At 60.4% G+C, this 22,037-nt stretch carries 20 protein-coding genes; 11 read left to right on the top strand and 9 right to left on the bottom strand.

What is annotated here, in order from left to right; all coding sequences use genetic code 11:
• The first annotated feature begins 114 nt into the window (after nucleotides 1-114).
• A complete protein-coding gene (locus AAFO90_RS10435) occupies nucleotides 115-792 on the top strand; it encodes an MBL fold metallo-hydrolase (protein WP_347509362.1) in 678 nt (225 codons plus the stop codon).
• 139 nt (nucleotides 793-931) lie between these two features.
• On the top strand, nucleotides 932-2,680 hold the full coding sequence (locus AAFO90_RS10430) for a sugar phosphorylase (RefSeq protein ID WP_347509359.1): 1,749 nt from the start codon (nucleotides 932-934) through the stop codon (nucleotides 2,678-2,680).
• Nucleotides 2,681-2,701: 21 nt separating this feature from the next.
• Here the strand turns inward: AAFO90_RS10430 and AAFO90_RS10425 are convergent, their stop codons facing one another.
• The 3 genes from AAFO90_RS10425 to AAFO90_RS10415 are packed head-to-tail and all read right to left on the bottom strand — an operon-like array spanning nucleotide 2,702 to nucleotide 5,698.
• Complete coding sequence (locus tag AAFO90_RS10425) at nucleotides 2,702-3,922, bottom strand: glycosyl transferase (RefSeq protein ID WP_347509358.1); 1,221 nt, start codon at nucleotides 3,920-3,922, stop codon at nucleotides 2,702-2,704.
• A gap of 14 nt (nucleotides 3,923-3,936) precedes the next feature.
• Entirely contained in the window at nucleotides 3,937-4,710 is a 774-nt protein-coding gene (locus AAFO90_RS10420) for an HAD-IIB family hydrolase (RefSeq protein ID WP_347509357.1), read from the bottom strand.
• Nucleotides 4,711-4,723: 13 nt separating this feature from the next.
• On the bottom strand, nucleotides 4,724-5,698 hold the full coding sequence (locus AAFO90_RS10415) for a DUF808 domain-containing protein (RefSeq protein WP_274833702.1): 975 nt from the start codon (nucleotides 5,696-5,698) through the stop codon (nucleotides 4,724-4,726).
• A 262-nt stretch (nucleotides 5,699-5,960) separates the two neighbouring features.
• Here AAFO90_RS10415 and gap point away from each other — a divergent pair, with 262 nt between their 5' ends.
• Together gap and AAFO90_RS10405 are read left to right on the top strand one after the other, a co-directional pair.
• Nucleotides 5,961-6,962 carry a type I glyceraldehyde-3-phosphate dehydrogenase gene (gap, locus tag AAFO90_RS10410; protein WP_347509356.1) on the top strand — a complete coding sequence of 334 codons (1,002 nt, stop codon included), beginning with the start codon at nucleotides 5,961-5,963 and terminating at the stop codon, nucleotides 6,960-6,962.
• Nucleotides 6,963-7,035: 73 nt separating this feature from the next.
• Complete coding sequence (locus tag AAFO90_RS10405) at nucleotides 7,036-7,179, top strand: hypothetical protein (RefSeq protein WP_165832660.1); 144 nt, start codon at nucleotides 7,036-7,038, stop codon at nucleotides 7,177-7,179.
• A gap of 126 nt (nucleotides 7,180-7,305) precedes the next feature.
• On the opposite strand, the gene coaD is transcribed toward AAFO90_RS10405, so the two are convergent.
• From coaD to AAFO90_RS10390, 3 genes are all read right to left on the bottom strand, one after another.
• The gene (coaD, locus tag AAFO90_RS10400) at nucleotides 7,306-7,800 is read right to left on the bottom strand and encodes a pantetheine-phosphate adenylyltransferase (RefSeq protein WP_065270370.1); all 495 of its coding nucleotides are present in this window, start codon (nucleotides 7,798-7,800) and stop codon (nucleotides 7,306-7,308) included.
• A gap of 127 nt (nucleotides 7,801-7,927) precedes the next feature.
• Nucleotides 7,928-8,362 (bottom strand): CBS domain-containing protein, encoded by a 435-nt coding sequence (locus AAFO90_RS10395; RefSeq protein WP_274829256.1) that lies wholly within the window; start codon nucleotides 8,360-8,362, stop codon nucleotides 7,928-7,930.
• A 134-nt stretch (nucleotides 8,363-8,496) separates the two neighbouring features.
• Complete coding sequence (locus tag AAFO90_RS10390; RefSeq protein WP_065270372.1) at nucleotides 8,497-9,393, bottom strand: LysR family transcriptional regulator; 897 nt, start codon at nucleotides 9,391-9,393, stop codon at nucleotides 8,497-8,499.
• A 148-nt stretch (nucleotides 9,394-9,541) separates the two neighbouring features.
• Here AAFO90_RS10390 and AAFO90_RS10385 point away from each other — a divergent pair, with 148 nt between their 5' ends.
• The 7 genes from AAFO90_RS10385 to AAFO90_RS10355 all read left to right on the top strand — a co-directional run bounded on the left by AAFO90_RS10385 (nucleotide 9,542) and on the right by AAFO90_RS10355 (nucleotide 15,978).
• Nucleotides 9,542-11,041: a CoA-acylating methylmalonate-semialdehyde dehydrogenase gene (locus AAFO90_RS10385; RefSeq protein ID WP_347509355.1), complete on the top strand. Its 1,500-nt coding sequence runs from the start codon at nucleotides 9,542-9,544 to the stop codon at nucleotides 11,039-11,041.
• Between the two features lie 255 nt (nucleotides 11,042-11,296).
• Entirely contained in the window at nucleotides 11,297-11,893 is a 597-nt protein-coding gene (locus tag AAFO90_RS10380) for a L,D-transpeptidase (protein WP_065270374.1), read from the top strand.
• 182 nt (nucleotides 11,894-12,075) lie between these two features.
• Nucleotides 12,076-13,221 carry an acyl-CoA dehydrogenase family protein gene (locus AAFO90_RS10375; RefSeq protein ID WP_274834238.1) on the top strand — a complete coding sequence of 382 codons (1,146 nt, stop codon included), beginning with the start codon at nucleotides 12,076-12,078 and terminating at the stop codon, nucleotides 13,219-13,221.
• An 8-nt stretch (nucleotides 13,222-13,229) separates the two neighbouring features.
• Entirely contained in the window at nucleotides 13,230-14,270 is a 1,041-nt protein-coding gene (locus AAFO90_RS10370; protein WP_347509353.1) for an enoyl-CoA hydratase/isomerase family protein, read from the top strand.
• Nucleotides 14,271-14,273: 3 nt separating this feature from the next.
• Entirely contained in the window at nucleotides 14,274-15,146 is an 873-nt protein-coding gene (mmsB, locus tag AAFO90_RS10365) for a 3-hydroxyisobutyrate dehydrogenase (protein ID WP_347509352.1), read from the top strand.
• Nucleotides 15,147-15,280: 134 nt separating this feature from the next.
• Complete coding sequence (locus AAFO90_RS10360) at nucleotides 15,281-15,472, top strand: DUF2892 domain-containing protein (protein WP_065270379.1); 192 nt, start codon at nucleotides 15,281-15,283, stop codon at nucleotides 15,470-15,472.
• Between the two features lie 191 nt (nucleotides 15,473-15,663).
• Nucleotides 15,664-15,978 carry an excinuclease ABC subunit A gene (locus AAFO90_RS10355; protein ID WP_274833718.1) on the top strand — a complete coding sequence of 105 codons (315 nt, stop codon included), beginning with the start codon at nucleotides 15,664-15,666 and terminating at the stop codon, nucleotides 15,976-15,978.
• A 30-nt stretch (nucleotides 15,979-16,008) separates the two neighbouring features.
• Here the strand turns inward: AAFO90_RS10355 and uvrA are convergent, their stop codons facing one another.
• From uvrA to lpdA, 3 genes are all read right to left on the bottom strand, one after another.
• A complete protein-coding gene (gene uvrA / locus AAFO90_RS10350) occupies nucleotides 16,009-18,870 on the bottom strand; it encodes an excinuclease ABC subunit UvrA (RefSeq protein ID WP_347509351.1) in 2,862 nt (953 codons plus the stop codon).
• Between the two features lie 94 nt (nucleotides 18,871-18,964).
• Nucleotides 18,965-20,140 (bottom strand): MFS transporter, encoded by a 1,176-nt coding sequence (locus tag AAFO90_RS10345; protein ID WP_274837127.1) that lies wholly within the window; start codon nucleotides 20,138-20,140, stop codon nucleotides 18,965-18,967.
• A 142-nt stretch (nucleotides 20,141-20,282) separates the two neighbouring features.
• Nucleotides 20,283-21,677 carry a dihydrolipoyl dehydrogenase gene (gene lpdA / locus AAFO90_RS10340; RefSeq protein WP_274837128.1) on the bottom strand — a complete coding sequence of 465 codons (1,395 nt, stop codon included), beginning with the start codon at nucleotides 21,675-21,677 and terminating at the stop codon, nucleotides 20,283-20,285.
• Nucleotides 21,678-22,037: the final 360 nt, after the last annotated feature.

Here is a 22,037-nt window from a genome sequence, read left to right as displayed (position 1 = left end):
GGACATGATCGGCGACGCCCGTATAACCACCGAAACCTGGCATGAGTTCCTTGAAGACTTCGTCGATGACGCTGAACTGGTCGACCGCATCAAGGCCAAATCACCGTGGTAACAATGGAGCGGTTACGCATCTGTGGCTATCTGATCCAGACAGATGCGGGCGAGAACGTGCTGATCGTTTCTGGGTTTCCCGCCAAATACGCCACGGATCCTGCGCAGGCGAGCGAGGAGGATCGGCTTTATGAGTTCGGCGAGGTGCTTGATTGCCAGCCGCACCACCTGCCCGCCGCGCAGCTGGCCCTCGTCGACGTGCAGCCCAAGGACATCGATGTCTTCGTGCTGACCCACACTCATATCGACCATATCGGCGGCATCGCCGATTTCCCGCAGGCGCCGATGGTGATTTCGAAACGGGAACGGGATCTGCAACAACCGCTTTACTGGGGAAACCAACGCCCGCTGGACTGGCCGGACCGTCGCTACCTTACGCTGACCAAGGATACCGAGATCGGACCGGGCTTTGAGCTGCTGATGGCGCCCGGCCATGCACCGGGGCAAATCGCGGCGCTGCTGTCCCTGCCAGAGAGCGGCGATGTACTTCTGACCTCAGATGCGATTTCCCGCCCGGCCGAGGTTGATGAAGGCTTTGATACCGCACCTGATCCGCAGCTGGCCACGCAAAGCGCCCGTCGCCTGCTGGACCTTGCCACAGTGCGCGATGCGATGGTGATTTATGGTCATTGCCCGACCCAATGGCCCGACCTGAAAAAGGCGCCGGATTACTTTGCCTGACGGCGATTTTCACGCACGCAAAACATCGCACACGGGCTGCTGAAAAATTGGACACCCCGCGCAGGGCGCGCCTGTTTTCCGGGCCTGCCAATCTGGATAGGCTTGGCCTTGCAGGCTGCAACATGTTTGACTGCCTGTCATGACAGAACCCACCCGATCCCTACATCGCGCGATCAGCAGCCGCATCGCGCGGATCTATCCCGGTCTCAACGCGGATAATCTTGCCACGCAGATCAACCAGGCCTTCTGGCCGGATCCGTTCAAACGCCGCAAACGTGCCCGCACCCCGGGCAACCGGATGTGGAGCGAAGCGGACGCGCTGGTCATCACCTATGGCAATTCCATCGTGGACGGGCAGCACAAGCCGCTGGATCTGCTGAATGATTTCCTGCGCCGCTATTGTGATGGCTGGCTCAACAGCGTGCATATCCTGCCGTTCTTTCCCTATACCTCGGATGATGGATTTGCGGTGTCGGATTTCTGCAGCGTCAATCCGCAGCTGGGTGACTGGAGCGATATCAACCGGATCGCGGATGAGTTCACCCTGATGTCGGATCTGGTGCTCAACCATGTCTCCAGCCAGGGCGCGTGGTTCAACGCCTACCGGCAAGGACAGGCGCCCTATGACAAATTCTTTTTCGAGGCCAGTCCAGAGGATGATCTGAGCGCCGTAGTCCGCCCACGCACCACGCCGCTGCTGCAGGAGGTCGAGACCAGCAACGGCACGCGTCACGTCTGGTGCACCTTCTCACACGACCAGATCGATCTGGATTTCCGCAACCCGGAGGTGCTGCTGGAATTCCTGCGTATCATTCGCCTGCATCTGGACAATGGCGTGCGGATGATCCGGCTCGACGCGGTGGCCTTCCTGTGGAAGGAGGTCGGCACCCCCTCAATCCACCTGCCCCAGACCCATGAGATCATCAAACTGATCCGGCTTTTGTGCGACAACACTGCGGAAAAGGTGGTGCTGATCACCGAAACCAACGTGCCCAAAGCGGAAAACCTCAGCTATTTCGGCGCCCGTGATGAGGCGCATATGATCTACAACTTCCCGCTACCGCCGCTGATCCTGCATGCGATGATGGCCGGGGATGCCACCCATCTGGTGCAGTGGCAAAAGGCGATGCCACCAGCGCCGCTGGGCTGTGCCTATTTCAACTTTACCGCCAGCCACGATGGCATCGGCATGCGCCCCGCCGAAGGATTGCTGAGCCACGAGGAACAGGCGCGGATGATCGAAACGGTCCGCCATGCGGGAGGGATGGTTTCGATGCGGGCGCTGCCTTGCGGTGGTGAGTCCCCTTATGAGCTGAACACCACATTCTACGAGGCGCTCACAGAAACCTTTGACGGGCCGGATGCCTTTCATTTTGAACGGTTTATCTGCTCTCAGACCATCGTGATGTCGCTGGAGGGTATTCCCGCCTTCTATATTCACTCCCTGCTGGCGACGCCAAACGATCACGAGGCGGTGGAGAAACGGGGAATGAACCGGGCGATCAATCGGCACCGCTGGGATTACACCGAGCTGCGCGGCCTTCTGGACGATGAAACCAGCCTGCAGGCCCGCGTGATGCGAGAATTGCGCGCGCGGCTGGAACTGCGCAAGGTGCAGTCCGCCTTTCATCCTAATGCCACGCAATTCACGCTCAATTCCGGGGATGATCGGGTCTTTACCCTGTGGCGGCAGAGCCTGGATCGCGGGCAGTCCATGTTTGCCTTGCACAACGTCAGCAAGGATGAAATCGCACTGCCATCCCACCATCTGAACCTGATCGAGGATGACACCTGGGTCGACATTCTGACAGGCGAGCATCTGGCGATGATGGATGGCACCATCACCCTTGCGCCCTATCAGTGCCGCTGGATTACAAACGTCAACTAACGCCCTGCAACGACGGCATTATCACTGAAATTCCGCCGTGTCCTGCGCCGCTGCGGCATGCATGTCCCGCAGGAAGGCCGGGTCTGCGGCATGCACGCGGCTCCATGTCGGGATGAAGGGCGTCTCATGCGGGTTATCGAGAAAGAACTGCCCGGCCCGCATGATGTTCTCGGCAAAGAGCTCGATCGAGCGTTCCTCGCTGTGGCGGTCGATGCTGAGACCATTCATCTTGGCATCGGCGTAATAGGCCTCCAGCAGGTCCAGCGCGCTGCGGTAATAGGTGGCTTTCAGGGTGCGGAAGACATTGGTGGTAAAGACCGTGCCATCCGCCGCCAGTTTGCGGAAGATCGATTTGCAGATATCGACGGACATCCGGTTCAGCCCCGCCTCTGCATCTTCCGGGCTCAGCTCCTGATGTTTGTGATCATAGGCATCGGCGATTTCCACCTGACAGACGGCCTTGGGCGCCAGGTTGCGCCAGGCCTCGGAGAGCACTCCAATCTCCAGCCCCCAGTCCGAGGGGATCCGCAGATCCGGCAGAATGCTGGTGCGCATCGCGAATTCCCCGGACAAGGGATAGCGGAAGCTGCGCAGGTAATCGATGTAGTCGCGGTCCCCGATCACCCGTTTAAGCGCGATCAGCAGCGGGCTGACCAGAAGGCGCGTGACCCGCCCGTTCAGCCGGTCCTGCCCGACGCGGGCATAAAACCCTTTGGCCACCTGATAGGGAAAGTTGGGGTTCGCCACCGGGTAAACCAGCCGCGCCAAAAGCTCGTTCGTGTAGGTCAGGATATCGCAGTCGTGAATTGCCATGACCGAGCTGTCTTCGCAGCTCATCAGATAGCCAAGCGACGACCAGACGTTCTTGCCCTTACCCTGCTCGGTCGGGGCTAGACCCATCGCCTCCAGCCGCGCGCCAAGCGCCTTCATCCGAGGGCTGTCGTTCCAGATCACCACGTGGTTCTGGTTCAGATCCTTGAAGAACTTCTGGGCATGGCGGAACTGCGCCTCATCGGCCCGGTCCAGCCCCACCACGATGCGGTGCAGGTAACGGACCTTGGACAGCTCGGCCACGATATTGGGCATCGCCTCAGTTTCCAGCTCGGAATAGAGACAGGGCAGGATTAGGGAAATTTTGCGTGATTGGGCAAAGGTTTCCAACTCATAGTTCATTTCCTCCAGCGATCGGGTCCGCAGATTGTGCAGCGTCGTGATATTCCCGTTCTGATGAAAATCTACCATGCGGATGTCCGTTCCTATGCCTTGGTTTCGAGCCGGTCCAACAGGTCCATCATGGCCCTGTTCCAGCCCGAAGGCCCAGCCTCTTTTGTACGAATTATGCGGCCTGTGCGCTCTGCGGCCAAGGGCGGCAATGCCGCACGATGCGGATTGGCGACGATGACGCCGAATTCTGCGGCTTCCAGCATCTCGATATCGTTGGGCGCGTCCCCCAGTGCCACCGTGTGCCGGGCGGGATAGCGCGACAGGACCTCGGCCATCTGATCGGCCTTGGTGCCGCCAAAGGACAGGGTCAGGAACCGCCCGCCGTATCGCGCCGAAACACCGAGATCCGCCAGCGCCGTTTCAAACTCTCCCCGCTCCGCGTCGGTGCCGCTCCAGATCCCCGGTTCGGAAAACATCCGCTCGGCCGCGCGGGCGGCATCTGCCTGCGGCAGGCCGGTAATCTCTGCGATCTCCTCTACGGACATATCGCCAAACCCCCGGAACTTCTGGCGCAGGTCATCTGGAATCCGATCCAGCGCCGCGCGCAGATCACCATAGGTCGGCAGGTCGTTCTGCCCCAGCAAACCAGCGCCGTTTTCAACGATCGCGGGCCAGTTCGAAAGACCCATTTTCTGTTGTAAAACAGTTATTTCCAATGCGGTCTTACTGCTGGCCAGAACCACAGCCGCGCCCATTTCTGCCAGCCGATCAAGCGCGGGAACAGCGGCCTGCCAGGAATAGCTGTCATGATCCAGAAGCGTCCCATCCAGATCGGAAAACACGACCAATGGCAGCGGTTCTTGCATCGGCTCCACTATCCTAGTGTCCGGCAGGCGATTTGCCGGTCACCGCCGCCAACAACGGCGCAATCACCTTGGTCGCCACAGGGATCAGCACCATGCCCAGAGCCACGCCAAAGACCCCGTCCATCGCGGCCTTTGCCGACCATTCCACTGCCCCGGTCCAGCCTGCAGGCACCGCGTGACCAATGGCGTAGGCCCAGTCGTGGATCAGATGCCCCAACCCGCCAAAGCCAAGCTCTTCCAGCCCGTGAATAACGATGGAACCGCCCACCCAGAGCATTGCAGCGGTCCCCACTATGGTCAGCAGCTTCATGAAGCCGGGCATAGCGTGGACCAGACCGCGCCCCAGCGCCTGCGTCAGGCCCAGACGCCCATTCTGCGCCATGTAAAGCCCCACATCGTCGGCCTTCACGATCAGCGCGACCGAGCCATAGACGGCCACGGTAATACCAAGCCCCACCAGCGCCAGCGTCGCCGCCTCCATCCAGATCGTTCCCTCCGGAATGGCCGAAAGGGCGATGGTCATGATCTCAGCCGAAAGGATGAAATCGGTCTTAATTGCACCAGCGGCCTTTTCTTCTTCGAGATGCGCCGGATCGCCCGGCTTATCCTCGGGGAAGACATGGGTTTCGTCATGGGGCACAAGGGCATGATAGATCTTCTCGGCGCCTTCAAAACAAAGATAGGCACCGCCCAGCATCAACAGCGGCGAAATTAGCCAAGGCGCCAGATTGGCCAGCAGCAGGCCGATGGGCAACAGGATCACCAGCTTGTTCTTGACCGAGCCCTTGGCGATCCTCCAGATGATCGGCAATTCGCGTTCGGCGGCAAAGCCATGCACGTATTTCGGAGTCACCGCAGCATCGTCGATCACCGCACCGGCTGCCTTGGCGCCCGCCTTGGCTGCTTGCGCCGCAACATCGTCGACCGAGGCAGCTGCCACCTTGGCAATGCCTGCCACATCATCCAGCAGCGCCAGCAAACCGCTCATCGAACATCCCCTCGTAAACCTGCCTTTATTTGCACCCTATCCGATCCACCAGCACAGGCAAGCCGAAGCCCGGGCACGACAGTCAGGGGATTCCCGGCGCATGGCGGCCTGCCCAAATCGTTATCGCCACCGGTCGAAAATCGTTAACGCCACCGGTCTAGTTTTGCGCTAACATGCTGTCATTTCGGCCTTTTTGCCTCTTTAGGGATTTACATAACGGGTCTATATCCGGCGCAAGTTTTGCTCGCCAGGAGACACAGGAATGACCATCAAAGTCGGGATCAACGGTTTTGGCCGCATCGGCCGCTGCACCCTGTCACACATCGCGGCCTCGGGCCGTGACGACATCGAAGTGATCAAGGTCAACGCGACCGGTCCACTGGAAACCGCAGCGCATCTGATCAAATACGACTCCGTGCATGGCCGTTTCCCCGGCGAGGTCAGCATCGGCGACGGCACCATGAACCTTGGCCGCGGCGACATGCAGATGTTCTCGACCTACGACATGAATGAACTGGACTGGGACGGCTGCGATGTCGTTCTGGAATGCACCGGTAAATTTAATGACGGTGAAAAAGCCAAGGCGCACCTGGAGCGCGGCGCAGGCAAGGTGCTGCTCTCCGCCCCCGGCAAAAACGTTGACAAGACCATCGTCTATGGCGTCAACAGCGACCAACTGACCGCCGAGGACCGCATGGTGTCGAACGGTTCCTGCACCACCAACTGCCTAGCCCCGATCGCCAAGGTTCTGGACGAAGGTGTCGGCATCGAAAGCGGCATCATGACCACGATCCACGCCTATACCGGCGACCAGCCGACGCTGGACCGCCGCCACAAGGATCTGTACCGCGCCCGCGCGGCAGCCATGTCGATGATCCCCACCTCCACCGGCGCAGCCAAGGCTCTGGGTGAGGTTCTTCCCAACCTCAAAGGCCGCTTGGACGGTTCAGCCATCCGCGTGCCCACGCCGAATGTCTCCGCCGTGGACCTGACCTTCCGCGCTGCCAAGGAAGTGACCGCCGAGGAAATCAACGCGCTGGTCGCCGAAGCCTCCAAGGGTTCGATGGCCGGTGTTCTGGGCTATGAGCCCGCGCCGCTGGTCTCCACCGACTTCAACCACTCCAGCGAAAGCTCAATCTTCGCACCGGATCAGACCCGCGTGGTCGAAGGCCGCATGGTGCGCGTCCTGTGCTGGTACGACAACGAATGGGGCTTCTCGGTACGTATGGCTGACGTGGCAACCGCGATGGGCCGCCTTAGCTAAGCCCCGTCACGGACTTGAGATTTAGCGCCCGGTCAGGCATATCTGACCGGGCGTTTCTTTTTGGCGGACAGCTATGACCAATCAAATTGCTATTGTCATGGGGATTATCCTGACAGCCGCCATCGCCATCGACGTGGCGCTGTTCGGCAGCGAACACATGGTGTTTCTCGGCAAGAAGCTGTTCGAACTGATCGACTGGGTTGCGTTCTGGCGCTAAGGCGCGCGTCGCCCGCTGCACCGCATTTGACCCATTGACCCAATAGAAAAGCCGGGCGAGGTGCCCGGCTTTGTCATTTCGCGGCGGAGCAATGCCCCGTGCCCTATCTGGAAACTTTAGACCGGCCTATTTCGAAAGCCGCTTGCGAAGTTCGTCGTTGACCTGGGGCGTGACGAATTTCGACACATCGCCATCCAGCCGCGCGATTTCCTTCACCAGTTTCGAGGCAATCGCCTGATGACGCGCCTCGGCCATCAGGAAGACCGTTTCAATCGAGCTGTCCAGGGCCCGGTTCATACCAACCATCTGGAATTCATACTCGAAGTCCGCAACCGCCCGCAGGCCCCGCACGATGATCTGCGCGCCAACATCGCGGGCGCAATGGATCAGCAGGTTCTCGAACGGGTGCGCGACGATCTCGGTGCCGGTTTCCTCTGACAGGGAGGCACATTCGGCCTCGATCATGGCAACACGCTCTTCCAGATCGAAAAGCGGTCCCTTGTCCCGGTTGATCGCCACACCGATCACCAGTTTATCCACCAATGCGCTGGCGCGGCGGATGATGTCGATATGGCCCAAAGTGATCGGATCAAATGTGCCGGGGTACAAGCCTATACGCATTGGGGGCCCTCCTGCCTCCTCAGAACTCGCGCGCACGCAAACATATTTGCGCCTGTCCTGACAAGAGGGGGAAAATACGGAAACACCTGTTCCGGCACGTCATCTGGCAAGAAAATTTCGCCGAGGCTTAATGCCCCATGATCATGCCTTCCAGAGCGTCCTTTTCCATCGCGACTTCGGCCAGCTTGGCCTTGACCACATCGCCCAGCGAAATCAGCCCGACCATCTTGCCGCCTTCGACCACAGGCATGTGGCGGAACCGGCCCTCGGTCATCTGCTGCAGGATATCTTCGACGTTGGATTCGCTGGTGCAGGTCACCAGCTTGCTGGTCATGTAGTCCTTGACTTTGCAGGTCAGGCAGCCAGACCCACTTTTGCCCAGCTCACGCACGATATCGCGCTCGGACAGGATCCCCTCAGCCGTCTCATTGTCGGAAGACACCACCACGGTCCCGATGCCTTTCTCCGCCAACAGCTTGGCCGCGTCAGAAACCGGAGCCTCAGGAGAAATCGTTACCACCCCGGCGCTTGCCTTGGATTTCAAAATCGATTGAACCAGCATGAACTCTCCTTCACTCGTAATTTTCTTGCGTAAATACAAGCGTTGCCGCAATGCAGATCCAAGTCAAGAACATGTCCAGTCAGTTTTGGAAATAGCTGCGACACTTTGGCAGGAAAGCCGCAGCAGATCCAGCGTCAGGTCAGTGCCTCCAGCCGCGCCACCTCGTCGCGGATCCCCTTGGACAGCGCCTGCGCAAACCGGTTCAGACGCTCGCTGCGCTGATCACCCTGATGGCGCACCAGATAGAAACTGCGCGACAGGCTGATCTTGTCGGTCAGCACCTTGCGCAAGACCCTATGCGCGGGCAGTGAAAAATCATGCGCCACACAAAGCGCAGTGCCCTCGGCTGCCAGTTTGATTTGTACCGAGACCGAGTTGGAGGCCAGCGCCACCCGCTCCACCCCCAGATCGCTGAGGTAGTCCAGCTCCCGATCAAAGATCATGTCCGGGATATAGCCGATCATCCGGTGCCCCTTCAGATCCTCAAGTTTTTCCAGCGGCGGGTGCTCACGCAGATAGTGGCGCGACCCTACAAGATGAAGTTTGTAATCAGTAATCTTCTGAACCAGCAGCTGCCCGGCAGTGGGCGCGCTGACGGTCACGGCCATATCCGCCTCGCGGCGCGACAGGTTGATGACCCGCGGCAAGGCAACGATCTGGATATCGAGATCGGGGTTTTCGGCGCCAATCGCGGCGCAAACCTGCGGCAGGATATAATTGGCGCTGCCATCCGGCGCCCCGATGCGGATCTGCCCCGACAGCGTGTCGCTGGGACCGCTCAGCGCCTCCTGCCCGGCTCGCATCGCCTGTTCGGCGGTCTCTGCATGGGTCAGTAACCTGTCCCCAGCCGCGCTCAGCGCATAACCCTGCGGGGATTTGACGAACAATGGGGTGTCCAATGCAGCCTCGAACCGGGCGATACGCCGCCCGACGGTCGCGGGGTCCATCTTGAGCACCCGCCCGGCACCGGACAGGCTGGCCTCGCGCGCGACCGCGAGAAACACTTTCATATCATCCCATTGTGGGTCCATGCCGGGATCCTCCTCGACGTTCCTGTACCTTATGCTCTTGCCCTGCGATCGATACTTGCGTTCTTGCAAAGCCTTTTTGAAATCTTTCCCCTTTTCCGGTGTTTTTTGCAAGTCTATGTTGCCGCCAAAGCGTATAGGGAGGAATCCGATGCAAGAACTCACCCATTATATCAACGGCGAACACGTCAAAGGCACGTCCGGCCGTTTTGCAGATGTCTTCAACCCGGCAACCGGTGAAGTGCAGGCCAAGGTGCCGCTGGCCTCCAAGGACGAGATGGAACAGGCCGTGGCCATCGCGGCCGCCGCACAGCCCGCATGGGCCGCCGTCAACCCGCAGCGCCGCGCTCGCGTCATGATGAAATTCGTCGGCCTGCTGAACCGCGACATGGAGAAGCTGGCCGAAGCGCTGAGCCGCGAGCACGGTAAGACCCTGCCCGATGCGGCCGGTGACGTGCAGCGTGGTCTGGAAGTGGTCGAATACTGCATCGGCGCGCCGGAACTGCTGAAAGGTGACTACACCGACAGCGCCGGGCCGGGCATCGACATGTACTCCATGCGTCAGGCCCTGGGCGTCACCGCGGGTATCACCCCGTTCAACTTCCCGGCGATGATCCCGATGTGGATGTTTGCCCCGGCCATCGCCTGCGGCAACGCCTTCATCCTGAAACCGTCCGAGCGTGATCCCTCCGTTCCGCTGATGCTGGCAGAACTGATGGAAGAAGCCGGTCTGCCCAAGGGCATCCTGCAGGTCGTCAACGGCGACAAGGAAGCCGTGGACGCGATCCTTTACAACGACACCATCCAGTCGGTTGGTTTCGTGGGTTCCACCCCGATTGCCGAATACATCTACGGTACCGGCTGTGCGCAAGGTAAGCGCGTACAGTGCTTTGGCGGCGCCAAGAACCACATGATCATTATGCCCGATGCGGACATGGATCAGGCCGCAGACGCGCTGATCGGCGCAGGCTACGGTGCTGCTGGTGAACGCTGCATGGCAATCTCGGTTGCGGTTCCCGTCGGTGAAGAAACCGCCGACCGCCTGATCGACAAGCTGGTTCCGCGTATCGAAAAGCTGAAAGTCGGCCCCTACACCGCAGGCAACGATGTGGACTATGGTCCCGTTGTCACCGCCGCCGCCAAGGACAACATCCTGCGGCTGGTAGAATCCGGTGTCGAGCAAGGCGCAAAGCTGGTGGTCGATGGTCGTGACTTCAACCTGCAGGGTTATGAAGACGGCTTCTTTGTCGGCCCGCACCTGTTCGACAACGTCACCACCGACATGGATATCTACAAGAAAGAGATCTTTGGCCCGGTTCTGTCCACCGTGCGCGCCAAGACCTACGAAGAGGCGCTTGGCTATGCCATGGACCACGAGTACGGCAACGGCACCGCGATCTTTACCCGCGACGGCGACACCGCGCGCGATTTTGCCAACCGGATCAACATCGGCATGGTCGGCATCAACGTGCCGATCCCGGTTCCGCTGGCCTATCACACCTTTGGTGGCTGGAAGAAATCCGCATTCGGCGACCTGAACCAGCACGGCCCGGACGCCTTCAAGTTCTACACCCGGACCAAGACCATCACCTCGCGCTGGCCCTCGGGCATTCGCGAAGGCGGCGAGTTCAACTTCAAGCCAATGGACTGATCTAGGATCTCATACCGACATGCAAAGCCCTGGCCGAAACGCCGGGGCTTTGTTTTTTGCTTTCCTCCAGGGGAGTGCCGCGATATCGGGCAGCGGCAAGCAATTTTTGCGCCAGGCCCCGGACCGCATGAACACAAATTCGTGAGGCCACCAAAACCCTCCGGAAACCACTGGCCAAATTCGCTGAAGTGAATATGTTCCCGGACAGACCCCGAACGAAACCGAGCAGTTTCGAAACAGAATACAGGAGGCACCATGACACAACGGATCACCCGCCGGAGCACAATCCTTGGGCTGGCAGGGGCTTTGGCGACCCCGACACTCCTACGCGCGCAATCCACTGATGCCTTCCCCGCCGATGAGGCACCGATCCGCGATCAGACAGCGGTAAAAAGGAACATCTCGGCCTTTACGCAGCAAAACTGGCAGGATCATTTCGACGAGCTAGGTGTGGGCTGCCTGCTGGCGGATGTTGCCTCGCGTGCGGTGCATTACTGGGGCGGGGACGGCGAAAGTTACCGTCTTTTCCCCTCTTCCGTGCCGATGAGCGACGAGCTGACCAAGCGCGGCTATACCAAGGTCGTGCGCAAGGCAAAGAATCCTGGCTGGACCCCGACCGCCAATATGCGCGAACGTGACCCCACTCTGCCCCGGTATATGGAAGGCGGTCCGGGCAACCCCCTGGGCACCCGCGCCATGTATCTGACCTGGCCGGCCTATCTGGTGCATGGCACCCATGACACCCGCAAGATTGGCCGCCAAAGCTCCTCCGGCTGTATCGGTCTTTATAACCAGCACGTCGAGGAGCTCTACGAACTGGTTGAGATCGGAACGCAGGTGCGCATTCTCTGAACGAAGGCAGCGATTTTTCGCAAAGCAATAAGGCTGGGTTTTCCCGGCCTTATTCTATTTCAGAAGGTGCCGCCGCCATTCCTGCAGCATGGCTTTGCAATTGCACAGCTTGCTCTGAGAGGCGCCTGCGGATAAGTAAATAAACAACCGTTCAATTCACACCGCGCCAGGGAGGACACGACGTGGATTTCGCTTTGACAGAAGAACAGACCGCCATTTTTGACATGGCTCATGCCTTTGGTCAGGACAACATCGCCCCCTTTGCCCGCCAGTGGGAAGCTGAAGGCACCATTCCCAAGGATCTTTGGCCCAAGGTCGGTGAGTTGGGCTTTGGTGGTCTTTACGTCAGCGAAGAAGGCGGCGGATCCGCTCTGACGCGTCTTGACGCCACGCTGGTGTTTGAGGCGCTGTCGATGGCCTGCCCCTCGGTCGCGGCCTTCCTGTCGATCCACAACATGTGCGCCAAGATGCTGGACACCTTTGCCAGCGACGAAATGAAGGCCCGCGTGATGCCCGACGTTCTGACCCTCAACACGGTGCTCTCCTACTGCCTGACGGAACCCGGTTCCGGTTCCGACGCGGCCGCACTGAAAACCCGCGCTGAAAAGACCAACGAAGGCTACACCCTGAATGGCACCAAGGCCTTCATCTCGGGCGGCGGCTATTCCGACGCCTATGTCTGCATGGTCCGCACCGGCGAGGATGGTCCCAAGGGGATTTCCACCGTCTATGTCGAAGACGGCACGCCGGGCCTGTCCTTTGGTGGGCTTGAGGACAAGATGGGATGGAAGAGCCAGCCGACCGCGCAGGTTCAGTTCGACGATTGCAAGATCCCCGCGAACAACCTTGTCGGCGAAGAAGGCAAGGGCTTCAAATACGCCATGATGGGCCTTGATGGCGGACGCCTGAACATTGCGTCTTGCTCGCTCGGTGCTGCGCAGACCGCGCTCAACATGACCCTGCAATACATGAGCGAGCGCAAAGCCTTTGGCCAGTCGATCGACCAGTTCCAGGGCCTTCAGTTCCGCCTTGCGGATATGGAGATCGAACTGCAGGCCGCACGTACTTTCCTGCGTCAAGCGGCCTGGAAGCTGGATCAGGGCGCGCCGGATGCGACCAAGTTCTGCGCCATGGCCAAGAAATTCGTCACCGAAGCGGGATCGAAGATCGTCGATCAGTGCCTGCAGCTGCACGGCGGCTATGGCTACCTCGCGGATTACGGCATCGAGAAACTGGTCCGCGATCTGCGGGTGCACCAGATCCTTGAGGGCACCAACGAGATCATGCGCGTGATCGTGGCCCGCCACATGCTGTCTGAAAATCGCTGAGGTCTGGGATGAGCGATATCGACATTCGCGTGACCGGCTGCGCAGGCCGGATCACCCTCACCCGCGAAAAGGCCCTGAACGCTCTGTCCTATGACATGTGCATGGCAATTGATGCGGCGCTGAAAGACTGGGCAACCAATGATGCGGTCAAAATCGTCGTCATCGACGCAAGCGGCGAAAAGGCCTTTTGCGCGGGTGGTGACATTGCCGAGCTTTATGCCACCGGCACCAAGGGCGATTACGGCTATGGGCGCACCTTCTGGCGCGACGAATACCGCCTGAACGCGCGGATCTTTGAATACCCGAAACCTGTGGTCAGCTTCCTGCAAGGCTTCACCATGGGCGGCGGCGTCGGCATCGGCTGCCACGGCACTCATCGGATCGTCTGCGAGAGCAGCCAGATCTCCATGCCCGAGACTGGCATCGGCCTGATCCCCGACGTGGGCGGCACGCTGATCCTGGCGCTGGCGCCGGGGCGATTAGGCGAATACCTCGGTCTGACTGCGGGCCGGATGAAGGCCGCCGACGCGATCTACGCCGGTTTTGCCGACCACTATATCCCGCAGGAGAAATGGCCCGGGCTAATCACCGCGCTGGAGCAGGACGGCAACCCTGATATTCTGGCCAACGCCGCCGAGGCCGCGCCCGATGGCACACTGGAGGCCATGCAGGGTGATATCGACCGGCTGTTTGCCGGGGAAACCCTGAATGACATCCTGACCGTCCTTGAACAGGACGGCTCGGAGTTCGCCGCCACCGCCCAAAAGCCGCTGATGCGCAATTCGCCGCTGTCTATGGCCGCGACCGTGGAAATCCTGCACCGGCTGCGGGGCGCGACCCTGACCATCCGCAAGGCGCTGGATCTGGAGTATCGCTTTACCTACCGGTCGATGGAAAAAGGCGATTTTCTGGAAGGCATCCGGGCCCAGATCATTGACAAGGACCGCCAGCCCAAGTGGCAATACGCGGACCGCTCCGTGCCAGCCGTTGCCGTCAGCCAGATGCTGATGCCGCTGGGCGCAGACGCACTGACATTTGAGGAGGAGTAACCCATGAAGATCGGATTTATCGGCCTTGGCAATATGGGCGGCCCGATGGCGGCCAACCTTGCCGCTGCAGGCCATAATGTCACCGGCTTTGACATGGCAGAGGTCAAGGTCGAGGGCGTCACCATGGCCCCATCCGGGGCCGAAGCCGCCAAGGACGCCGACGTGGTCATCACCATGCTGCCCAACGGCCAGATCCTGCGCAGCGTTGCGGATGAGATCATCCCGGCGATGAAAGCGGGCGCGGCCTTCGTGGACTGCTCTACCGTGGACGTGGATTCCGCCCGCGCCGTAGCAGAGCAAGCCGCCGCGGCAGGCCTGTTGCCCGTGGATGCGCCGGTTTCGGGCGGCATCGGCGGCGCCGCGGGCGGTACGCTGACCTTCATGGCCGGCGGCTCGGCTGAGGCCTTCGAGAAGGCAAAGCCGCTGTTTGACATCATGGGGCAGAAGGCCGTGCATTGCGGCGATGCGGGCGCCGGACAGGCAGCCAAGATCTGCAACAACATGATCCTAGGCGTCACCATGATCGCCACCTGCGAAGCCTTTGCACTCGCCGACAAGCTGGGGCTGGACCCGCAGAAAATGTTCGATGTGGTCTCCACCTCCTCGGGCTACAGCTGGACCATGAACGCCTATTGCCCGGCGCCGGGCGTCGGCCCGCAATCGCCCGCCGACAACGATTACAAGCCCGGTTTCGCGGCCGAGCTGATGCTGAAGGACCTGCGCTTGTCGCAGCAAGCTGCAGACAGCGCCGATGCGGATACACCGATGGGCCAGCTCGCACAGGCGCTTTATGCGCAATTCGTCGAGAACGAGGACGGCATGGGCATGGATTTCTCGGCCATGCTGCCCCGGTTCGAAAAACGCAGCCGCGACTAAGGCACAGCAACAGATCAGTTGCCGATCAGAAACAGGGGCGGGCCGGATGGTGCCGCCCCTTTTCATTGACCCACATCATGTTCGACCGTCCTGACGCCGGGTATTCTCTGCCCATAACGAGGAAAGGACATGCCATGTTTGCAAACAACGTTGGGGGTCTGGACAAGATCCTGCGCATCGTCATCGGCGCATTGCTGATCGTAGGTGCGCTGATGGGCTATGGCTGGTGGATGTGGATCGGCGTGGTGCCGCTGGTGACGGGTCTGCTCGGGACCTGCCCTCTGTATTCCATCCTTGGCGTCAATACCTGCCCGATGAAGAAATAGCGACCGCTGGGGATTTGGTCGACTGGTCACCCGGATTTGGCTGCAATCTGCCGCTTTGATCCGGCCAATCGGCAAGATCAGGCTGAACAGCTGCGCCCAGATGGTTTCGCAAGGAAGGCACCGGCTTGGCGCGCTATCCTTTGCGCTGACCGCCAATCAACGGTTGGCACAAAGCACAGGAAAGGAGCGTCATGCGTTTCATCATCACTGCTGTCATTCTCGGCCTCAGCCTCCCCGCTGCCAGTTTCGCCGCGCCAAAGGGCTGCCCGCCGGGGCTGGCCAAGAAATCAGTTCCCTGCGTGCCCCCGGGTCAGGTGGGCAAGCACCGCGGCCCGTACGCGGTGGGGGACAGGCTGATGAACTACATCATTCTGCGCGACCCCAAGCGGTACAGGCTGGACCCGAGGTACACCTATTACCGCAGCGACGGCTATCTCTATCGGGTCGATCCTGAAACCCGCAAGGTTCTGAACCTGATCGGTGCGGTTGCAGACATCCTGGAATAGTCTGAGCCGCGCCCACAGGGAGAGGCTGCCTTACTCGGCAGCCACCCTGCCCGCTTGCTCCAGCATCGGTTTCAGATAACGCCCCGTATGGCTGCGCGGTTCTGCGGCCACCTGTTCCGGCGTGCCGGTGGCGACGATTTCCCCGCCACCATCACCGCCTTCGGGTCCGATATCGATGATATGGTCAGCGGTCTTGATGACGTCGAGGTTGTGTTCGATCACCACCACCGAATTCCCCTGATCCACCAACTCGTGCAGCACTTCGAGCAGTTTTTTCACGTCTTCGAAATGCAGACCGGTGGTGGGTTCGTCCAAGATATAGAGTGTCCGACCAGTGGAGCGTTTCGACAGCTCCTTGGACAGCTTCACCCGCTGCGCCTCACCGCCTGACAGGGTGGTCGCTTGCTGGCCCACCTTGATATAGCCAAGGCCAACCCGCATCAGCGCATCCATCTTGTCACGGATCGACGGCACGGCGGCAAAGAACTGCTGCGCCTCTTCCACGGTCATATCCAGCACATCCGCGATGCTCTTGCCTTTGAAGGTGACTTCAAGTGTTTCGCGGTTATAGCGCTTGCCCTTGCAGGTTTCGCATTCCACGTAGACATCCGGCAGGAAGTGCATCTCGATCTTGATGACGCCATCCCCCTGGCAGGCCTCGCAGCGCCCCCCCTTGACGTTGAAGGAGAAACGCCCCGGTTTATAGCCGCGCGTCTTGGCCTCGGGCAGGCCCGCGAACCAGTCGCGGATCGGGGTAAAGGCACCGGTATAGGTCGCCGGGTTAGAACGCGGTGTGCGCCCGATGGGGCGCTGATCGATGTCGATCACCTTGTCCAGGTGCTCCAGCCCCTTGATGGTCTCACACGGCGCCGGGGTCTGCCGCGCACCATTGAGGCGCATCGAGGCGGTCTTGAACAGGGTTTCAATCGTCAGGGTGGATTTACCGCCCCCGGATACGCCGGACACGCAGACGAATTTGCCAAGCGGGAATTCTGCAGTCACCTCTTTCAGGTTGTTGCCGGTCGCCTTGACCACTTTGATTTTCTTCTTGTTGCCCTTGCGCCGTTTGGCAGGGATTTCGATTTCCCGCACGCCTGACAAATACTGCCCGGTGACCGAAGCCGCATCGGCAGCGATCTGCTGCGGCGTGCCGTGGCTCACCACCTGCCCGCCATGCACCCCGGCACCGGGGCCGATATCGAACACATAGTCGGCCTGACGGATCATATCCTCGTCATGCTCGACCACGATCACCGTATTGCCCTGATCACGCAGGTTTTTCAGGGTCGTTATCAGCCGGTCGTTGTCGCGCTGATGCAGGCCAATGGACGGCTCATCCAGAACATACAGGACCCCGGTCAAGCCTGAACCAATCTGGCTGGCCAGTCGGATCCGCTGGCTCTCGCCGCCCGAGAGCGTGCCGGAATTCCGGCTGAGCGTTAGGTATTCAAGGCCGACGTTGTTGAGGAAACCCAGCCGTTCGCGGATTTCCTTGACGATGGCGCGGGCGATTTCCTGTTTCTGGGTGCTGAGGTGATCCGGCACCTCCTCGATCCAGGCAAGTGCCTCGCGGATGGATTTCTGCACCACCTGACCGACGTGGATATCGGCGATCCGCACCGCCAGCGCCTCTTCCCGCAGGCGGTAGCCGCCACAAGCACCGCAGGGGCGATTATTCTGGTAGCGTTCGAATTCTTCGCGGATCCAATTGCTGTCCGTCTCGCGATAGCGGCGTTCCATATTGGGAATGACGCCTTCGAAAACACGGGTCACGTTGTAAACCCGGCCGCCTTCGTCATAGCGGAACGGGATTTCCTCATCGCCCGAGCCATAAAGGAACACCTGCTTCACATGGGCAGGCAAATCCTTCCACGGCGTGTTCTTGTCGAACTCATAGTGCTTGGCAATCGCCTCGATGGTTTGCAGGAAATAGGGAGATTTTCCCTTGCGCCAGGGCGCCAGCGCACCGTCATAAACCTTGAGGCTCTGATCCGGCACCACCAGACGTTCGTCAAAGAACAGCTCCATTCCCAGCCCGTCACATTCCGGACAGGCCCCAAAGGGCGCGTTAAAGGAGAACAGGCGCGGCTCGATCTCGGGGATGGTGAAGCCACTGACCGGGCAGGCAAAGTTTTCCGAGAAGGTGATCCGTTCGGGATCGCCTTCACGCGGAGCCGTTTCCAGAATGGCTATGCCATCCGCCAGATCCAGCGCGGTGCGCAAGCTGTCCGCCAGCCGGGTTTCCAGCCCTTCGCGCACAACGATCCGATCAACTACAACGTCGATGTCATGGCGGAACTTCTTGTCCAGCGTCGGCGGTTCGTCCAGCTCATAGAATTCGCCGTCCACCTTGACCCGCTGGAAGCCCTGCTTCCGAAGTTCAAGAAATTCCTTTTTGTACTCGCCCTTGCGATCCCGCACGATGGGCGCCAGCAGGTAGCCGCGCGTGCCCTCCTCCAGCGCCATGACACGGTCGACCATATCCTGCACCTGCTGTGCCTCGATCGGCAAGCCGGTCGCGGGGCTATAGGGCGTCCCTGCCCGCGCGAACAACAGGCGCAGGTAGTCGTAGATTTCGGTCACGGTGCCGACGGTAGACCGCGGGTTTTTCGAGGTGGTCTTCTGCTCGATGGAGATCGCCGGAGATAGGCCGCTGATGTGATCCACATCGGGCTTTTCCATCATGTCGAGGAACTGGCGCGCATAGGCCGAGAGCGATTCCACATAGCGGCGCTGCCCTTCGGCATAGATGGTATCAAAGGCGAGCGACGACTTGCCCGAGCCGCTAAGGCCGGTGATCACCACCAATTCGTCGCGCGGAATGTCCACGTCGATGTTTTTCAGGTTGTGTTCGCGCGCGCCGCGCACCTCGATGGACTTCAGCTCAGCCATGGAACCCCCGTTATCCGCGCCCCGGCCTGCACCGGTCGCCCGACCCTACAGATAGGCAAAGCTTTCCGAGTCTCCAACCCAAAATCGAGAACGTTCAGCGAACATTTGATTTTCTGCGCAGTGCCGCCAGCCAGCCATGCACCAAACATCCGCAGATGAACACAATGACGCCGGTCACGATCATGCCATTATAGCCCGCCAGCCCCAGCACCCAGACCATCAGCGGCGTGCCGATGGTATTGCCAAGATTGCCGGCCATGGCGAGGGCGCCATTGGAGCTGGCCTGATCGACCGCCCCGGAATTGAGTTGCGCCACCGAGGCAAAACTCGGTCCCTGCACCAGCCCTAGCGCCCCGGCCAGCGCCAGACAGGCCAGCGGCGCACCGGGATCGGCCCACATCCAAACCAGCGCCAGCGCGCTGAGCGCAAAGCCCGCCTGGATCAATGGCACGGCATGGATCCGCCGCAGCAGGAACACCCCCAGCGTCATCGACACTGCGATGCTGGTCAGCGGCATCGCACCCATCACAAAGCCACGCACCTGCGGCGCCAGATAGGGCGGCAGGACGGTCAGGATCGCAACGAAACAGATGGTGTAGAACAGCCAGCCAGCCGCAGGTGCCGCCAGCCAGGGAGAGCGGAAAATCTCCAGATGCAGACGCGGTAGATCGGCGAACCGGGGTAGCGGCTGGCGCGGCGGCACCGGCACATCGCGCAGCACCCGCAGCAGCAACAAAGCCAGCGCTGCCATGATCACGGCGTGGGTGGCAAACAGCGCCTGAACCCCAGCCATCCGTGCCAGCGGAACGCCAAACCACGAAAGGAACGCAAAGGCTACCGCGAAAAACGTGCTCCACAGCGTCAGCGCCGCGCCCCGGTGCCGATTGGAACTGATCTGGGCAATCAGGGTCGGTGCCGCCACCACCACGCCCAGATGCGACAGGCCTTCGATCACGCGGGTGGCCAGAAACAGCGAGAAAGGCAGATCTAGGCTTTGCAGGGCGGACATCGCAGCGCCGCTGGCCAGGGCCGCCACAAGCGTGCGACGGAAGCCGAAAGAGGCCACCACCATGCCCGCAATGACACCCAGCCCGATCCCGAGGAACCCAACCAGCGAGACCGTGAATCCGATGGCGCTGCCCGCATCCGGAAACAGCTCGGCCATCTCAGCGAAGACCACGCTCACCTTGCCATATTGCGCTGCAGCGCCAAGGCCAGCGCCCCAAATCAGAAGGATCACACTCCAGCGGGTGTCCTGGCTCGGTGTCATGCTGAAATCCCGTCTGAATAGGTCATGATAAATATGCCTCGCCGCAATACCCCGAAACAATTGCAGCGACCAGCCGCTCAATAAAAAACCGCCCAAAGCCGCGAATGGCCTTGGGCGGTGCGTGTGTCACATGTCGCAGCGCTTAGAAGTGAATGGTGCGGTCAAAGGCGTTGAGGACGCTTTCATGCATCATCTCGCTCAGCGTCGGATGCGGGAAGACGGTGTTCATCAGGTCTTCCTCGGTGGTTTCCAGCTGGCGGCCCACCACATAGCCCTGAATGAGCTCCGTCACCTCGGCGCCGATCATATGCGCGCCCAGCAGTTCACCCGTCTTGGCGTCAAAGATGGTTTTGACCAGCCCTTCGGGTTCCCCAAGCGCGATGGCCTTGCCGTTGCCGACAAAGGGGAAACGACCAACCTTGATGTCGTACCCCAGCTCCTTGGCCTTCGCCTCGCTGTAGCCAACGCTGGCCACCTGCGGATGGCAATAGGTGCAGCCTGCAATGCTTTCGGGTTTGACCGGATGGGCGTGTTTGCCTGCGATCAGCTCTGCCACCATGACGCCTTCGTGGCTGGCCTTATGCGCCAGCCAGGGCGCCCCGGCGATATCCCCGATGGCATAAAGCCCCTCGACGCCGGTGCGGCAGAATTCATCGGTCACCACATGGGTGCGGTCAACGTTGACGCCAAGCGCCTCCAGACCCAGCCCTTCGGTATTGCCAACGATGCCAACGGCCGAGATCACCGTGTCGAATTCCATCTTCTGGACCTTGCCGCCAGCCTCAATATGAGCGGTGACCTTGCCTTTTGCCCGATCCAACTGCTTGACCATGGATTTCTCCATGATCTTCATGCCCTGCTTCTCAAAGGCCTTCTTGGCCATGCCGGAAATCTCGGCATCCTCGACCGGCAGCACCCGGTCCATCACCTCGACCACGGTGGTGTCGGCGCCCAGCGTGTTGAAGAAGCTGGCAAATTCGATGCCGATGGCGCCCGATCCGATGACCAGCAGCTTTTTCGGCATCCGCGGTGCGGTCAGCGCGTGGCGGTAGGTCCAGACCAGATCACCGTCTGCCTCCAGCCCCGGCAGCTCCCGCGCGCGGGCGCCAGTCGCGAGGATGATGTTCTTGGCCGCCAGATCCTCGGTGCCCTTGTCGGTCTTGACCGAGACCTTGCCCTTGGCGGGGATCGTCGCCTCGCCCATGATCACGGTGACCTTGTTCTTCTTCAGCAGATGGGCGACGCCCGAGGACAGCTGTTTTGCCACCCCGCGCGAGCGTTTCACCACCGCGTCCAGATCGTAGCCGATGCCATCGGCGCTGAGCCCGAATTCCTTGGCCCGGTGCATCAGGTGGAACACTTCCGAGGAGCGCAGCATCGCCTTGGTCGGGATGCAGCCCCAGTTGAGGCAAATACCGCCCAAGTTCTCACGCTCGATGACCGCGGTCTTGAGCCCCAGCTGGGCCGCGCGGATGGCAGCCACATAGCCGCCGGGGCCTGCGCCGATTACGATCACGTCATAGGTTTGTGCGGCCATGATATCCCTCGCCAAACTGGATCTAAAACTAGTTTACCGTTAAACCAATTTTTTGCACGCCGCAATCTCGCAGTGAGAAAAGCCTTTGGGAACGTGGTTGGCATTTACTCCAACCGGCATTCACCGCGAAACCTGCGCGCCAGAACAACCATAGGCACAGTCCCTGCTACAGGCCACAGAAAATCCCGCTCAAGCACAGTCATCCCGCGACGACCGTTTCAAGAAGATGTGATCACGGCTGGCCGCATAGAGGGATGGCAAACGGATTGTCTGGCGCCGAAAGCCCGGCACAGAAAAGGCGCTGTCCGATCGGCCAGACAGCGCCTTTAGAATGTCAGCGTCAGGGATACCCCCGGATAG

Origin of the sequence: Phaeobacter sp. CAU 1743 (assembly GCF_039839315.1) — a bacterium.
GTDB lineage: Bacteria > Pseudomonadota > Alphaproteobacteria > Rhodobacterales > Rhodobacteraceae > Phycobacter > Phycobacter gallaeciensis_A.
Note: the sequence above shows the minus strand (reverse complement) of the source record. Positions and strands in the feature narration are given on the sequence as shown.

Coding starts and splice junctions, on each gene's coding strand:
- AAFO90_RS10435 (WP_347509362.1), top strand. CDS start 115: ATGGAGCGGTTACGCATCTGTGGCTATCTGATCCAGACAGATGCGGGC.
- AAFO90_RS10430 (WP_347509359.1), top strand. CDS start 932: ATGACAGAACCCACCCGATCCCTACATCGCGCGATCAGCAGCCGCATC.
- AAFO90_RS10425 (WP_347509358.1), bottom strand. CDS start 3,922: ATGGTAGATTTTCATCAGAACGGGAATATCACGACGCTGCACAATCTG.
- AAFO90_RS10420 (WP_347509357.1), bottom strand. CDS start 4,710: ATGCAAGAACCGCTGCCATTGGTCGTGTTTTCCGATCTGGATGGGACG.
- AAFO90_RS10415 (WP_274833702.1), bottom strand. CDS start 5,698: ATGAGCGGTTTGCTGGCGCTGCTGGATGATGTGGCAGGCATTGCCAAG.
- gap (WP_347509356.1), top strand. CDS start 5,961: ATGACCATCAAAGTCGGGATCAACGGTTTTGGCCGCATCGGCCGCTGC.
- AAFO90_RS10405 (WP_165832660.1), top strand. CDS start 7,036: ATGACCAATCAAATTGCTATTGTCATGGGGATTATCCTGACAGCCGCC.
- coaD (WP_065270370.1), bottom strand. CDS start 7,800: ATGCGTATAGGCTTGTACCCCGGCACATTTGATCCGATCACTTTGGGC.
- AAFO90_RS10395 (WP_274829256.1), bottom strand. CDS start 8,362: ATGCTGGTTCAATCGATTTTGAAATCCAAGGCAAGCGCCGGGGTGGTA.
- AAFO90_RS10390 (WP_065270372.1), bottom strand. CDS start 9,393: ATGGACCCACAATGGGATGATATGAAAGTGTTTCTCGCGGTCGCGCGC.
- AAFO90_RS10385 (WP_347509355.1), top strand. CDS start 9,542: ATGCAAGAACTCACCCATTATATCAACGGCGAACACGTCAAAGGCACG.
- AAFO90_RS10380 (WP_065270374.1), top strand. CDS start 11,297: ATGACACAACGGATCACCCGCCGGAGCACAATCCTTGGGCTGGCAGGG.
- AAFO90_RS10370 (WP_347509353.1), top strand. CDS start 13,230: ATGAGCGATATCGACATTCGCGTGACCGGCTGCGCAGGCCGGATCACC.
- mmsB (WP_347509352.1), top strand. CDS start 14,274: ATGAAGATCGGATTTATCGGCCTTGGCAATATGGGCGGCCCGATGGCG.
- AAFO90_RS10360 (WP_065270379.1), top strand. CDS start 15,281: ATGTTTGCAAACAACGTTGGGGGTCTGGACAAGATCCTGCGCATCGTC.
- AAFO90_RS10355 (WP_274833718.1), top strand. CDS start 15,664: ATGCGTTTCATCATCACTGCTGTCATTCTCGGCCTCAGCCTCCCCGCT.
- uvrA (WP_347509351.1), bottom strand. CDS start 18,870: ATGGCTGAGCTGAAGTCCATCGAGGTGCGCGGCGCGCGCGAACACAAC.
- AAFO90_RS10345 (WP_274837127.1), bottom strand. CDS start 20,140: ATGACACCGAGCCAGGACACCCGCTGGAGTGTGATCCTTCTGATTTGG.
- lpdA (WP_274837128.1), bottom strand. CDS start 21,677: ATGGCCGCACAAACCTATGACGTGATCGTAATCGGCGCAGGCCCCGGC.